Raw genomic sequence first — 14,350 nt, 5'->3', positions numbered from 1 at the left:
ACCCAAAAATTTTCATTGCTGCTTCAACAGCAATTTGATAAATTCCCAAATCTCTATGAGATTTAACCATTGATATTGAGTTTGATTCTTCTGAGTTACCAATCATCTTCTTTCTCACCTCCTTTACTCTTTTACTCTTCACTCCCCTACCTCCCCTACCTCCCCTACTCCCCCTACTCCCCCTACTCCCCCTACTCCCCTACCTCCCCTACTCCCCCTACCTCCCCTACTCCCCCTACTCCCCCTACTCCCAATTAAGGGGGGTAAACACAAGAGGAAATTAAGGAATTACAAAATCTAAATGATCTCCTGATTTAGTACGTAAATCCTGTAAAGAACCTTGTAATTTCAACTTACCTTGATCTATTAAAACAATCCAATCAGCACGATTAATTACTTTGGGTCGGTGAGTAATTAAAATCGTTGTTTTTCCTTGACGATGTTCAAATAATTGGTCTAAAACTTGGGCTTCACTAACTGGATCAAGTCCACCTGTAGATTCATCTAAAATGAGAATTGCTGGGTCTGTAACAATGGCTCTAGCTATGGCTAATCTTTGTCTTTGTCCACCAGAAATATTAGCACCAAATTCACCCAAAATAGTTTGATATGTCTCAGGCATTTTACTGATAAATTCATCAGCACCAGCAATTTGACAAGCTTTAACAATCTGCTCAAAGCTAACATAAGGCGCTCCTAATCGGAAGTTTTCGACAATTGAACGATTCCAAAAATGAGCATCTTGGGGAACGAGAACTACCTGTTGACGGAGAGATTCTAAAGAAAGGTCTTGGAGGTTATAAAGCCCAATTCGTATGTTACCAGATTCAAGTTTATATAAACCGGAAATTAATTTAGACAATGTACTTTTACCACAACCAGATTTACCAATTAAAGCAATATTTTTACCTCCAGGAATCGTTAAAGAAAAATCTTCTAATAAATCAATTCGACCAGGATAATGAAAGTTTATATTTGTACAAATAATATCAGCATTTTCAGAAATTGTCGCAAAAGGTTTTTTACCATTATCATCATCTTCTGGAGTGGCATCAATAACTTCTGTTAACCGCCGTACAGCAGTTTTTGCACGAGTAAATTCATCAACAAAATTAATAACTGTACTAATTAACCCAATAAAATTACCATTCATTGAGTTAAAGGCTAGTAATTGTCCAATACTCAAATTTTCAGATGGGTTAATTACTAAATAGCCACCAAACCAAAGTAAAATTACACTACCAATACTAGAAACAAAACCAGAAAATGTATTATTAATAATCCCAATTTGCATTGTCTGAAATGTGAGCCTAGCTAGACGATTAAAGCGATTTTGTAATTCATCCCAAAATTGTCTTCCTGATGTGGTTGTTTTGAGAGTTAATGCACCTTTAAAGGTTTCGACTAAAACCCCTTGGGTTTCGGCTTCTGTAACTAACAGTTCATTAGTTTTTTGCTGTAATGTGGGTTGAAAAATAAATGTAGATATGGTCATTACCACAGAAATTACTAAAGCTGCTGAGGTAAGTTTCCAACTATAAAATAACATGAGAAATAAGGAAATTACCGCAATAAAAAATTGACTTGGTAATCCAACAACAACTTGAGCAATTAATTGATTAATTTGGTCAATATCTCGCAGCCGACTGACAACTTCACCACTGCGACGGGTTTCATAATAAGTTAATGGTAAACGCAGAATTTGCCGCCCAAATTCTAAGACTAAACCTAATTGCATTCGTTGGGCAAAATGAGCAATTAAGTTAGACTGGACAAATGAGAGACTATGAGAAATAATATTCATGACGACTACAGAAATTACTACTGTAGTCAATAATTTTGTGTCACCTCTAACTAATACATCATCAGTAAGAATTTGCAGCAAAAAAGGGGAAGCTAAAGACAGCAAACCCAAGACTAAATTGAGAGGTAATGCTTGGAATAAAATGCCACGATAAATCCAAACTCGTTGGAAGAAACGCCAAAAACCACCGACCTGATCTTGCTTTTGAGCAAAAAAGCGAATAGGGTCTGGTTCTACTAATAATAATAACCAATCTGTCCAAGCTGCTTCTACATCTTGTTTAGAAAGATAACGCAAACCCACTGCGGGGTCTGCAATGAGAAACTTTTTACCTTTTTTACCATATAAAACAACCCAATGATTACCTTGCCAATGAATGATTGCTGGTAAAGGGGCTTCATTAATTTTATCTAATATTTCTGGCGAAGTTTTCACGGGATTGGCTTTAAAACCCAGGATTTCTGCACCTCTTTTTAATCCTAATAAGGTAGTTCCAAATTGCCCAGTTCCGACTGCTTCTCGAATCCGACTAATAGTAAAAGTTTGACCATAATGTTTAGCAATTGAAGCCAAGCAAGCTGCCCCACAATCTTCTTCGCTATGTTGTTGAACTAACTGGTATTTCATGGATAAAGCACCCTGAAGAATAAGAAGTAGGTTATCTGGGACTAGCCTCTTTTGGATTTACAATGGAAAGATATAAATAATATATAGGTTTTGTGAAAAGTATTCAGATAACTATACGGGGAATTTGATGTTTTAAGAAGGTCTTACTTGTCTAAAGTATCAATGTAGAAAATGAGTATTAGAAAAATATTCAATTAATAAAATTAGTCAGCAGTCAGCAGGATGGTAATCAATAGGATATTATGTTACCTGTTAAATTACTTCATCTCTTGCTGATAGCTGACTTTAACTAATGAAAAAAAGTGTTAGAGTTGAAATTTAACTTATTAACATTAACAAGTTAAAGAATCACTCTTAATCATTTTTCATCCAGAATCTAGCGACCACGACGGCTTTGAGGCTTATAGATACTTTTGAAATTCAATCCAGAAATGGTCCCAGGAACATCTGCAACATAAGTGTTGTTATTGCCATCTTGAAAGTTAATGTTAATGTCCTTCAGAACAATTTTGCCACCAGCTACGATTTCTTGTTGTTCAGCAGATACTGCGGTAAATAAACTAGACATGACTGAATTCTCCTTGATTTGTATGACGCTTGGAGTTGTTTACTGCTCGTTTGCCGTTTAACCCCTCGCTTGTTAATAGAATATCGAGAAGTCACTAGATAATTCACTCTCATTTTCTGCAAACTTCATTACCAGATTTAGAACTAGATATTTCCGAAAAATACACGCCAAGTCGGCTAAATTATTTTTACAAAATAGAAAATTTTTGCTATTCTGCTCATTACATACCGCCAACAATTAAATATATGTCATTCACAAATAAAGTAGAGACGCTCCATGAAATATCTCTACTTTATAAGAACAAAGTATCTCTACATTATTTATGGAAATAGTCAGATTAAGATCAGATCATCCTAGCTATTAACTAAAATTTACAGCGACGGTGTTTTCTATTCTGAGAAAGTGGGTAAATAAAGAAATTAAAAATCATATTTATGATTGTTATGTTATTAAAAACAACGTTATTTTCTCCTATACCTAAAGCATTAATATCGCTGATATTTACTCCACTACCTCCACCACCAATTATGGTTTCTTGCTGCTCAATAGGTACTGTGGTAAGCAATAGATTAGACATGATCTAAATTCCTCTGATTTTGAGTTATTAATTACGGTAGATTGGTTTTATACTTTTCAATCTGGCTTCGGTTAATACCCTATACCTTTATTATTAGCTGTGTCATGGCTAATTTACGCCAACTTAATTACCAGGTTGGGAAAGATGTATTTCCCAATTATGTCAGCGATATTTCCGAAAAATACACGCCAATATGGCTAATATTTTTGAATAGATTAAGAATTCTATGCTATCTTTATAGAGTTTAAAATACAAGAATCTGTAGATAATGCTAGTTACCTACAGATTTATATCCATTAGAGGATTATCGAAAAAGCTAACCTATCTAATTAATAGTTCGGATTGGATAGGTTACTTTTAATGTTTTAATTCTTTCAATTCTTCCACAACGTCTTGAATTGTTTTTACAATTTCATACTTGATAAATTTTCCTAGTTTTTTAACCTCACCACGTTTACTTTGTAGGTTCAAAAATCCACCAACTACGGTTTCTTGTTGCTCAACAGTTACATCATTAAACAATGTATGTGACATAGTACAAATCTCCTTGATTTTGAATTAGTGCAGAGGTTGATTACGGCTTTTTAGCTGTTCAAATCTTCACGTGATTAAAATAGTATCTAGAAATAAATAGATAAATCATTATTACTTTCTGCAACTTTCATTACCAGATTTAGAAATAGATATTTCTGCAAAATACACGCCAATATAGCTAAATCATTGTTACCAAATAAAAAATTTCTGCTACCATCTTTCATCATTCTAACTAACCAATAGCAGAAGTTGTCTTTTGATGACTAAAAGAACTGGAAAATTTTTGAATTTGCTTAGTTTACTTTAGTAAACTTTAGCTATTAGCCTGGAACTTCAGTGGGGCTGTCAGCTATACTCAAAACGGCTTGATTGTTTGATTCTAAACGTAGGGGTAAAGCAAGAGCTTCATTGGTGTCAACTTAACGTAAAACCTCTATCCCGCAAAGAACTCAACTCGTCTCATTCCCAGTCTCTGACTGGGAATGAATTCTAGAAGGCTCTGCCTTCAATGATATTAGAGGCAGAGCCTCATCAACCGCATTCCTAGTCAGAGACTAGGAACGAGATGTGGTAGGGATTTGAGCTTACAGCAATTTCCAATCATATAAGGTACATCTTAGCCCCCTCATCGCTTGCGGGGAGGGGGTTGGGGGTGGGGTTCTTGTTCCGGGTTTGATGACAATTTGCTGTAAGTTGGCACCTATGAAGCTCTTGCTTTACCCCTACACATCTGGGTTATTTGTCATTTGGCAAAAGTTTAAATCTCACCCGTGTTTAGTATAAGTAGGTGAACAGAAAAATTTAAAGGTATATAACGGTATGTAAAGTTGTCTCAATGCGAGATTCTGATTGGGTTTCAGCCATTTTACAAAACGCAATACCCCTCATTTTTATTTTGTTTACCTACTTAAACAAATAAGCTATCTGTAGCTTAAGTTGACACCTGTGGTTGCCATACATTGGTGTCAACTTACAGCAATTCTTGTTCTCATGAAATAGAATGGAGGGCGCAGGCCCTGCGCCCCTACGGGTTTGGCGATAGAAAACTGTAGCTATCTGTAGCTTAAGTTGACACCTATGGTTGCCATACATTTTAGAATTCATTCCCAGTCAGAGACTGGGAATGAGACGACTTGAGGTTTTTCGTAATTTTGTAAAAGTCCATGTCTCAACCGTGTTTAGTATAGTTATGGAGAAAATTAACTTTCAAAATTCATAGCACCCAAATATTTAGTTAAAAACGGCGAAAAAACTTCATAAATCAAAGTCAGCGGTTGTCCATGATGCCAAAATAAATAATGGCGACCCCAAAACGGACCTTTTTCATTAAAACCTGACTCTAACGCCTCTGAGTTACCATAATAAATACCTTGCACATCTCTATATAACTCAGTTCGTAACCGCGCTAAACTTGCCCAAATTGGTAAAGACTTGTTTTGTAAATACTCATCTACATGACTTGCTTCCCACCAAGAAGCAGCATAATATAACCGCTGTCCAGAAGCAGTTCGCACCCATACCTGTCTTCTAATTCTTGGACCTGGTAGCATCTGCATTATAGTCGGTGCATTATCGGAACTCATGCCAATTGCTGACATATCAATCACATCTACCTCCGTTGGTTCACCCGTAAGTAGTTGGACGTGCCGAGTCGGAGAACCATCACCCAAAAGCAGTAATTGCCAAGTTGGTGCTAACTGAGTGTGCGGTAAACCGCATTTAATCGCTTCCTCCCCACCTTGCCAAATAGGAGTCAGGCAATGCCAAGCACTTGGTAGGATTAGATCATTTGTGGGATTAAAAGTAGTAGCCAATGTTCTTTACAAAAGTTTATATATATTTCTATCAATAGCATAAAAACCAGCATCACTAGGGACGCTGGCAAGGAATCAAAAATATGGATTTTGATCAAAAAATGTAAACCCGCTGCTATAGTCATTTTTCTGACCTAACAGCGGGTTATTTAGAGAACTCCATAAAAAGAAATGCCCAATGTCATTCTGTTCGCGCAGCGTGCCAGAGGCATTACGAAACGAAGTGAAGAATCTCTTGAGACGCTTCGTTTCGCTTTGCTACACTCAGCATGACAAAACAGGATCATTTATTTTGTGGCTTACTCTTAGAGGTTGTTTGAAAACTTTTTCGTGTGGTATCTGACACCCGCAGATCCCCCTAAATCCCCCTTGAAAAGGGGGACTTTGAGGAATTTAGCCCCCTTTTGTAAGGGGGGTTGGGGGGATATCGATTAATTCTGATACTTTTCAAACATCCTCTTACATTCAAAAATGCGGATGGCGAGACTCGAACTCGCAAGGGCTATGCCCACACGCACCTCAAGCGTGCGCGTATACCAATTCCGCCACATCCGCGCGGTTTGAACACAGATTAGAGTATAACATAAAAAAATTTCTCAAACACAAGATTTTGCAAATATTTCCCAGATATTTTTTGAATGGGTATGAGACTAACAGAAATATAGTTGCAGCACAAGTCATATTAAAAGGTCTAGGAAAGATGCCACATAATCTAAATAGTCTGTTAAAAATTATGTTTGGGGATCTCCTGTCACGATTTACAGTAATGCAACAGCTTTATGTCAACAGGATGGGAGAAAATGTGAATCTACTGGTACTGATATCGTAACTAGAAAATGAAATTTGACAAAATATTAATTGCCAATCGAGGAGAAATAGCCCTTCGCATTCTCCGAGCCTGTGAAGAAATGGGAATTGCCACAGTAGCTGTTCACTCGACTGTTGACAGAAATGCTCTCCACGTCCAACTTGCAGATGAAGCGGTTTGCATTGGTGAACCTGCCAGCAGCAAGAGTTATTTGAATATTCCCAATATTATTGCTGCTGCACTAACGCGCAATACTAGTGCCATTCATCCTGGTTATGGTTTTTTATCAGAGAACGCCAGATTTGCCGAAATTTGTGCCGACCACCACATTGCTTTTATTGGTCCTAGTCCTGAATCTATCAGGCTCATGGGGGATAAGTCCACAGCCAAAGAAACAATGCAAAAAGCTGGTGTACCTACAGTTCCCGGTAGTGAAGGATTAGTAGAATCAGAAGAAGAAGGATTAGCGATCGCCAAAAAAATTGGCTATCCTGTGATGATTAAAGCTACCGCAGGCGGAGGCGGTCGAGGAATGCGGCTAGTCCGTTACGAAGAGGAATTTGTCAAACTTTTCTTCGCGGCACGGGGGGAAGCAGGAGCAGCCTTTGGCAACGCAGGCGTTTATATAGAAAAATTTATTGAACGTCCCCGCCACATTGAATTTCAGATCCTAGCGGATAACTATGGTAATGTTATCCATCTGGGTGAAAGAGACTGTTCAATTCAGCGTCGTAACCAAAAACTCCTAGAAGAAGCCCCTAGTCCGGCTCTCGACCCTGACTTACGGCAAAAAATGGGCAAAGCTGCCGTTAAAGCCGCCCAGTTTATTAACTACACCGGAGCAGGAACTATCGAGTTTCTTCTAGATAAATTCGGTAAGTTCTATTTCATGGAAATGAACACCCGGATACAAGTGGAGCATCCAGTAACAGAAATGATTACTGGTATAGACCTAGTAGTTGAACAAATTCGCATTGCCCAAGGTGAAAGACTAAAGCTCACGCAAAAAGAAGTGGTTCTGAGAGGACATTCCATTGAATGCCGGATTAATGCTGAAGACCCAGATCATGATTTTCGTCCAGCCCCCGGCAGAATTAGTGGTTATCTTCCCCCCGGAGGACCAGGGGTGCGGATTGATTCCCACGTATACACGGACTACCATATCCCCCCTTACTACGACTCCCTCATAGGTAAATTAATTGTGTGGGGACCAGACCGAGCCACCGCTATTACCCGCATGAAACGCGCATTGAGAGAATGTGCAATTACAGGAGTCCCTACAACCATTCCCTTTCATCAAAAAATTATGGAAAACCCGCAATTTTTAGAAGGTAATATTTACACCAGCTTTGTCCAGGACATGAAAATGCAGTAATTAGTCATTGGTCATTGGTCATTGGTCGTTTTCTTCCTCCTGACTCCTGACTCCTGACTGGGCGCGGGCCCCGCGCCCCTACATTCTGGCTCCTACTACTTGTCTAACATGGTCAGTAACCCTTGCTGACCTAGCAAAATTTCTCGGATAAAGCTGAAAATCGCCACTAAAATAATCGGGGTAATATCCACACCACCAATAGGTTGTACAAACTTCCGCAATGGGATTAAAAATGGTTCAGTCGGCCAGGCGATTAGACTAAAAGGCAAGCTATTGAGATTGATTTGGGGATACCACGTTAGAATAATGCGGAAAATAAATAGAAACGTCATCACTCCCAAAACCGGACCAAGAATCCAAGCAGTCAAGTTAACACCAGTCATTTTGTTTAGCTACCATCTGTGAGAGAATCCAAAACTTGGACGCAAGTTGATAAACTTTAAGTTTTGTAACGTATTCTTCCCTCAATTTTAACTAAATAGTGCCATTTTATTGTGAGAATAGAAAAACAAAGTTATTGACTTGGGATCATCAATCAAGTAAATACCAGGTTAGATGTGCGGTATGTACTTGATTGAGATACATTCAGGAAATCGTCAACCCTCTATGAGTGGGGTTTCCCAGCACTCGATTGTATTACATCCGACCAATAACCCTGATAATCTTGGATTACTTTTCAAGAAAGTAATCCAAGATTAAAATGAAAATAAACTGTGTAAAAAAAGGTTGAGAACTATGACACCCTCTTTAGCAAATTTTCTTTGGAGTCTCCTTTTGGGTACTGCGATCGTTGTTATCCCTGCTACCATTGGTCTAATTTTCATTAGCCAAAAAGATAAAATCCAACGTTTTTAATTTTTGGGGACTGGGGACTGGGGACTGGGGAAGCATCTTCTTCTTTCTTCTGGACTCCAGTATTCCTCTTCCACAATATTATGACTGGTTAAAATAGTGATAGTAAGTGTAACTCGTTAATATAGATTTGATATTAGGAAAACATCAATGGTTAATTTGGGGCTGAACTCAGCCAGTGTTTTGGCTCAGGTAAATTTTGGAGCAAACTCAGCCAGTATTCTAGGAATTTTCCTAGCTGTAGCTGGAGCAGCATTGTACTTTCTTCGTTCTGTCCGCCCAGAACTTTCAAGAGATCAAGACATCTTTTTTGCCGCAGTTGGCTTGTTATGCGGCTTTATTCTCGTATTTCAAGGATGGCGACTTGATCCAATTTTGCAATTTGGTCAATTGCTTTTGGTAGGTTCTACAGTATTTTTTGCCGTCGAAAGTATTCGTCTGCGAAGTATCGCTACTCAACAAGCAAAACGAAATACTCCCATTGTGGACGATGAACGCGAGGTTAGCAGAAAATATTCTTATTCTGAGCGGCGCAACTATCAAGCTGAGATGGATGCGGATTTAGAACCGCTACCGTATGAAGAAGATGAAGAAGCCCCTCAGCGCCCTAGAATTCGCGGTAGTCGAGATGAACGTTCTACTCGTGATGACTATTACGAAGATCAGCCACCACGCAGTTCACCAAACTCACGCACCAGGGAAAAACCAGAATCACCAGAAAGAAAGCGTCGTAACAATTCTGGGCGTTCAGTCAGTCGTCCCAGTGAGGGTTATGAAGATGAAAATTGGGGTTCTACTCCCAAACCAGTTGACGATTGGGAAACTTCAAATTCCCAAGATGCAGTGAGAAAACCAGCACGTCGCAATAATACTGGCAATAATCGCCCTCAACGCCAAGAAAGTCGTGAGGATGATATTACCCCTACTCCTAGACCAAGAAAACGTCGTCCACCTAGAGATTCAGTTTCTCCCAGAAGACAGGATGATGATGAAGCTATCCCAACGGAATATGTTCCTTACAATCCCATTAACAAGCCAAATAACGAGCCAGATAATTCCGATTTTGATGATGACATTTAACACGTTTGGGGTTGACGACGGAAAATAGTAATGTGAAAACATTTACACCTAGCTTCTGGCTCCAAAAGTCAATTTATTGGAGCCTAATTTTTGGTTTGACAAGTTTGCTGATATCTTGCAGTGCTGATAATATCCCCCTGGGAGTTACTTCTCTGAATAGCCGATATACTGAAGAACAACCTGCTATCAGTGGTAATGGGCGTTTTTTGGCTTTTGTCTCCAATCGTTCTCGTTATCAGCAGTTGTTATTATACGATTTAGAAAATCAAAGTTTTATTCCTACACCAAGATTAAACAGACAGTCAGTAATTATAGAAAGTCCTAGTTTGAGTTATACAGGCCGTTATATTTGTTATATTACCAGTGATCAAGGTAGACCTGTTGTTGCACTTTACGATCGCGCTTCCCAACAATCACAAGTTCTGACCCCTACTTATCGTGGTTGGGTGAGAAATCCTAGTATTAGTCCTGATGGGCGTTATATTGCGTTTGAATCCTCTAGTCGTGGACAATGGGATATTGAAGTTCTTGATAGAGGTCCAACTATTGAGTTAGATATTCCTAATGGTGCAAGGGTGTCAACTAAAAATTGACCGTTGGAAAATTTCTACACTTACCTGAATATTTCAATTGTATATCGTCACTAATATCTAGTATCAATAAAAGCTAATTTTATGTTCCCTAATCTAAGACAATTTGGTATTTTAACCGTGTTTATGTTTTTCGTTCTTTCGACAAGATACCTAACTGTATCTTCGGTTCTCTATTGGTTGCTTTGGGTTCGTCGTCCCCCGTCTTGGGAGGTTCGTCGTCTTCATGATATGCACCAACGCAAAAGCAAAATGAAGAGTGAAATCAAATGGTCTCTTTTTTCCTGCTTTATTTTTGCATTACCAAGTGCTTTTATGATCGAAATGATTAACTTGGGATATACCAAGGTTTACTTAAATTTTATGGATTATGGTTGGGTTTATTTACCTTTGAGCCTATTTATATATTTGATTCTCCACGACACTTATTTTTATTGGACTCATCGCTGGTTGCATATTCCTAGTATATATCGCCGCTTTCATCAAGTCCATCACGAATCTATCAACCCTACACCTTGGACTTCTTTTTCTTTTGATCCTGTTGAGAGTATTATTCAGGCAATTATCATTCCTGTGATGGTTTTTATTATTCCCATTCACATTAGTATGGTGGGATTATTACTAACGTTAATGACGATATTTGGTGTTGTCAATCATACGGGTTATGAAGTTTATCCATATTCATGGATACGTGGTTTTTGGGGTAAACATTGGATTACACCAACGCACCATACTATTCATCATCACAAGTTTAATTGTAACTATGGTCTTTATTTTCGGTTTTGGGATAAATTAATGAACACCGATATAATGGTCAAAACGCAGATAAACGCAGATAAACGCAGATAAATTTGTACTTCGTTAGACTAGGAAATAATATAAAAGATGATGGCTTTTGAGGAGAAATAGAGCTTTGCCCATGTGACAATTGAAAATTTGGGTATAAAATAATGTTTTTTAATAATAGTAATAGAAAAATAATTCTCAACTACTTGGCAAATAAAAAATCATCTGCTATATTTAGAGCATACCCAAAAACCTAATCCCCTAATCCCCTGTCCCTACGGGGATGTAGAGACGTTCCTCGGAGCGTCTCTACTCTTTTGTATTCACCTAATCAGCATTAAGAATTTTGGGAACTCGGAAAAAATCTCCTTCCTGTTGAGGCGCACTGTTGAGGATTGCTTCTCGTTCGGGATAGGGTTGGAGAATATCTTCTCTGGTGACGTTGCTAACATCAATAGCTCTGGTTGTCGGGGCTACATTAGTGACATCCAGTTGATTTAGTTGTTCTATATAGTCTAGAATACCACCCAGTTGAGTGGTAAATTGTGCCTCTTCGTCTGCTGTTAATTCTAAACGAGCGAGATTAGCGACTTTACGAACTTGTTCACTATCAATCATAATTTGTTAATTGTCAGTTGTTAGTTGTCAGTTGTCAGTTGTCAGTTGTTAGGCAAACTTTTACAACCGACTAATGACTAATGACTAAGTTAAAAGAATACGTCAATTTGCGATCGCCCGGTGGTTTTTATCCAGTTCTGAGCTTCAATATAGTTATTGGGAGCCATACGAATCGCTCTAATCCAATAATCCGCTGCTTGATCAAGTAATGCTTCACCACCGTCATTATCCCCTGCTTCCTTAGCTCTCTCACCTTGAAAATGATAAATCACGGCAATATTATTCAAGGCTTGGGGTAATTGTGGATTTAATTCAATGGCCTGATGATAATACTCTAAAGCCTTATTATGATCGCCGTTACTGGCATAAATTAAACCCATGTTATAAAGGATATAACTCCGATCATTAGAGTCTTCCTCCATTTCTAAGGCTTCTGTATAGTAGTCTAGTGCTTCGGCATATTCACCTTCTGCCTGTGCGGACATTCCATCTCGATAATAAACAAAGGCTTCTTTCGCCTTTTTGTTGGTTGGCAATATCTTGAGAATGATATCTGCCATTACTGTAAAGGATTTGTCAACAAAGTTATCGTTTTTCTGTGTTCTTGGCATATTTGTCTCTATGGTTGCTTAATTGCAGCATACCGCTAATTTAACTAATTTTTGGAGGTTTGAGTTATCCCCAGAAATATGAAGTAAGATTTTCAGAATTATTGACCGCAGATAAACGCAGATAAACGCAGATAAATTAATAGTTTTATTTAAATTTTAAATTATTTCGTTTCCATTTCCGAAACGGAAGTAAATACTATTGTATAACCGAGTTAAGTTAACTATTGCACACAAGCCACACCCAGCCGCGATGGTAAAAGAAATAGCAATTCGCACCACTGGACTCACTAAGCAATTTGAAAGACATATTGCTGTCAATGATGTTGACTTAGAAATCCATACGGGTGAAGTTTACGGATTAATTGGTCCTAATGGTGCAGGTAAAACCACCCTAATTCGGATGTTAGCCACTGCTGAAGAACCAACTACGGGTGAGATTTATATTAATGGCGATCGCGTAGCGGGTCCTTCGGACTATCGCCTCCTGCAAGATCAAAACAACCTAAAACTTAAACGTCGTCTTGGTTATTTACCCGATGACTATCCACTGTATGAAGATTTGACAGTTTGGGACTATTTAGATTATTTTGCTCGATTGTATCTCTTACAAGGAAAGCGCCGTACCCAACGTCTCCACGAAGTTTTAGAACTGATTCAACTGGGTAATAAACGCCATAGCATGATTTCTACCCTCTCACGGGGGATGAAACAGCGTTTAAGTTTAGCCCGCACCATTATTCATGAACCAATTTTACTACTTTTAGATGAACCTGTTTCGGGACTTGATCCTATTGCGCGGATGCAGTTCCGGGAAATTATTAAGGCTTTGCAAGAAGCCGGCATGACAATTTTAATTTCTTCTCATGTACTTAGCGACTTAGCAGAGTTATGTACATCCGTGGGAATTATGGAATTAGGTTTTTTAGTGGAAAGTTCTTCACTCAAACATCTCTATCAACGTCTTTCCCGACAGCAGATTTTTATCTCTACCTTGGGCAATATAGATATATTAGTGAGTGAATTAAAAAATCATCCCTTAGTGGAAGAATGGGAATTAATACTTAGTCAAAATAGTGTGCGAGTAAATTTTTCCGGTAAACCAGAAGATTCCGCTGATTTATTGCGATCGCTTATCAGTGCAGGAATTCCTTTAACAGAGTTTCATTGTACCCAAGAAGACCTAGAAACTATTTTCCTCAAATTAGGTCATAAACAAGCATCATAGATAATTTTGGATTTTAGATTTTGGATTTATTTTCTGCACAAACTTAAAAATTGTTCCAAAATAAAACTTATCAACTTTTAGAGGTATTAACGATGTTACTAAATTTCATAGACAGAGTTGGAGAATTAAATCCTCAGTTATTTCGAGAACTAAAAGGCAGATTCAAACCTTTTAATCTGATCATATCGGCTCTTGCGTCTCTTTTATGGAGAATTAATACTAAAGTGCCAGTTTAATAAACTACGTAATCGGAAATTACTAAAGTTACGAAAGCCATATCCAAGTCTTTTGATTAATTTGAGTTTATTATTAATTCCTTCAACAGTACCACTCGTAGTTCTGCCATCAAAATAACCTACGACTTCACCAAACCATCTAATCATTGTTCCTATACTTTTGGGAAAATACGAAAGTCCATTATGCATCCAATCTAATAAATTGATTATGCTTTCACCCCAAGACTTAGTAGATTCAAATATGT

General features: G+C 38.2%; 15 protein-coding genes and 1 tRNA gene. 6 read left to right on the top strand and 10 right to left on the bottom strand.

Going from position 1 to position 14,350, the window contains the following annotated elements; genetic code table 11:
- Window positions 1-280: 280 nt before the first annotated feature.
- The 6 genes from AN486_RS23720 to AN486_RS23695 form a co-directional block, all read right to left on the bottom strand.
- Entirely contained in the window at window positions 281-2,431 is a 2,151-nt protein-coding gene (locus AN486_RS23720; RefSeq protein WP_290602772.1) for a peptidase domain-containing ABC transporter, read from the bottom strand.
- Between the two features lie 376 nt (window positions 2,432-2,807).
- Window positions 2,808-2,999: a hypothetical protein gene (locus AN486_RS23715; RefSeq protein ID WP_290602771.1), complete on the bottom strand. Its 192-nt coding sequence runs from the start codon at window positions 2,997-2,999 to the stop codon at window positions 2,808-2,810.
- A 364-nt stretch (window positions 3,000-3,363) separates the two neighbouring features.
- Window positions 3,364-3,576 carry a hypothetical protein gene (locus AN486_RS23710; RefSeq protein ID WP_290602770.1) on the bottom strand — a complete coding sequence of 71 codons (213 nt, stop codon included), beginning with the start codon at window positions 3,574-3,576 and terminating at the stop codon, window positions 3,364-3,366.
- A gap of 357 nt (window positions 3,577-3,933) precedes the next feature.
- Complete coding sequence (locus AN486_RS23705; RefSeq protein WP_168636964.1) at window positions 3,934-4,110, bottom strand: hypothetical protein; 177 nt, start codon at window positions 4,108-4,110, stop codon at window positions 3,934-3,936.
- Window positions 4,111-5,309: 1,199 nt separating this feature from the next.
- On the bottom strand, window positions 5,310-5,924 hold the full coding sequence (locus tag AN486_RS23700) for a chorismate lyase (RefSeq protein ID WP_039200681.1): 615 nt from the start codon (window positions 5,922-5,924) through the stop codon (window positions 5,310-5,312).
- Window positions 5,925-6,396: 472 nt separating this feature from the next.
- Window positions 6,397-6,479, bottom strand: a tRNA-Leu gene (locus AN486_RS23695).
- Between the two features lie 281 nt (window positions 6,480-6,760).
- Here AN486_RS23695 and accC point away from each other — a divergent pair.
- Window positions 6,761-8,107 carry an acetyl-CoA carboxylase biotin carboxylase subunit gene (accC, locus tag AN486_RS23690; RefSeq protein WP_039200677.1) on the top strand — a complete coding sequence of 449 codons (1,347 nt, stop codon included), beginning with the start codon at window positions 6,761-6,763 and terminating at the stop codon, window positions 8,105-8,107.
- Window positions 8,108-8,202: 95 nt separating this feature from the next.
- On the opposite strand, the gene AN486_RS23685 is transcribed toward accC, so the two are convergent.
- Window positions 8,203-8,490: a YggT family protein gene (locus AN486_RS23685; RefSeq protein WP_027401501.1), complete on the bottom strand. Its 288-nt coding sequence runs from the start codon at window positions 8,488-8,490 to the stop codon at window positions 8,203-8,205.
- A 352-nt stretch (window positions 8,491-8,842) separates the two neighbouring features.
- Between AN486_RS23685 and psbX the strand changes: the two genes are divergently transcribed.
- The 4 genes from psbX (at window position 8,843) to AN486_RS23665 (ending at window position 11,478) form a co-directional block, all read left to right on the top strand.
- Window positions 8,843-8,962, top strand: a complete 120-nt coding sequence (gene psbX, locus AN486_RS23680) for a photosystem II reaction center X protein (protein WP_039200676.1) — start codon at window positions 8,843-8,845, stop codon at window positions 8,960-8,962.
- Between the two features lie 147 nt (window positions 8,963-9,109).
- Complete coding sequence (locus AN486_RS23675; RefSeq protein ID WP_039200675.1) at window positions 9,110-10,039, top strand: Ycf66 family protein; 930 nt, start codon at window positions 9,110-9,112, stop codon at window positions 10,037-10,039.
- Window positions 10,040-10,071: 32 nt separating this feature from the next.
- Entirely contained in the window at window positions 10,072-10,632 is a 561-nt protein-coding gene (locus AN486_RS23670) for a TolB family protein (protein ID WP_027401503.1), read from the top strand.
- Window positions 10,633-10,713: 81 nt separating this feature from the next.
- Window positions 10,714-11,478 carry a sterol desaturase family protein gene (locus AN486_RS23665; protein ID WP_290602768.1) on the top strand — a complete coding sequence of 255 codons (765 nt, stop codon included), beginning with the start codon at window positions 10,714-10,716 and terminating at the stop codon, window positions 11,476-11,478.
- 264 nt (window positions 11,479-11,742) lie between these two features.
- Here AN486_RS23665 and gatC read toward each other — a convergent pair whose 3' ends face one another.
- Together gatC and AN486_RS23655 are read right to left on the bottom strand one after the other, a co-directional pair.
- Window positions 11,743-12,033, bottom strand: a complete 291-nt coding sequence (gene gatC / locus AN486_RS23660) for an Asp-tRNA(Asn)/Glu-tRNA(Gln) amidotransferase subunit GatC (RefSeq protein ID WP_027401505.1) — start codon at window positions 12,031-12,033, stop codon at window positions 11,743-11,745.
- Window positions 12,034-12,122: 89 nt separating this feature from the next.
- A complete protein-coding gene (locus tag AN486_RS23655; protein ID WP_053539450.1) occupies window positions 12,123-12,644 on the bottom strand; it encodes a photosystem I assembly protein Ycf3 in 522 nt (173 codons plus the stop codon).
- Between the two features lie 250 nt (window positions 12,645-12,894).
- Between AN486_RS23655 and AN486_RS23650 the strand changes: the two genes are divergently transcribed.
- Window positions 12,895-13,869, top strand: a complete 975-nt coding sequence (locus tag AN486_RS23650; RefSeq protein ID WP_168466923.1) for an ABC transporter ATP-binding protein — start codon at window positions 12,895-12,897, stop codon at window positions 13,867-13,869.
- A 203-nt stretch (window positions 13,870-14,072) separates the two neighbouring features.
- On the opposite strand, the gene AN486_RS23645 is transcribed toward AN486_RS23650, so the two are convergent.
- Window positions 14,073-14,350: transposase (locus tag AN486_RS23645; protein ID WP_290600487.1), on the bottom strand; the 278-nt coding region annotated here is incomplete at its 5' end.

Origin of the sequence: Anabaena sp. AL93 (assembly GCF_001672085.1) — a bacterium.
GTDB classification, from domain to species: domain Bacteria; phylum Cyanobacteriota; class Cyanobacteriia; order Cyanobacteriales; family Nostocaceae; genus Dolichospermum; species Dolichospermum heterosporum.
This window is presented reverse-complemented; position numbering and strand designations above follow the sequence as displayed.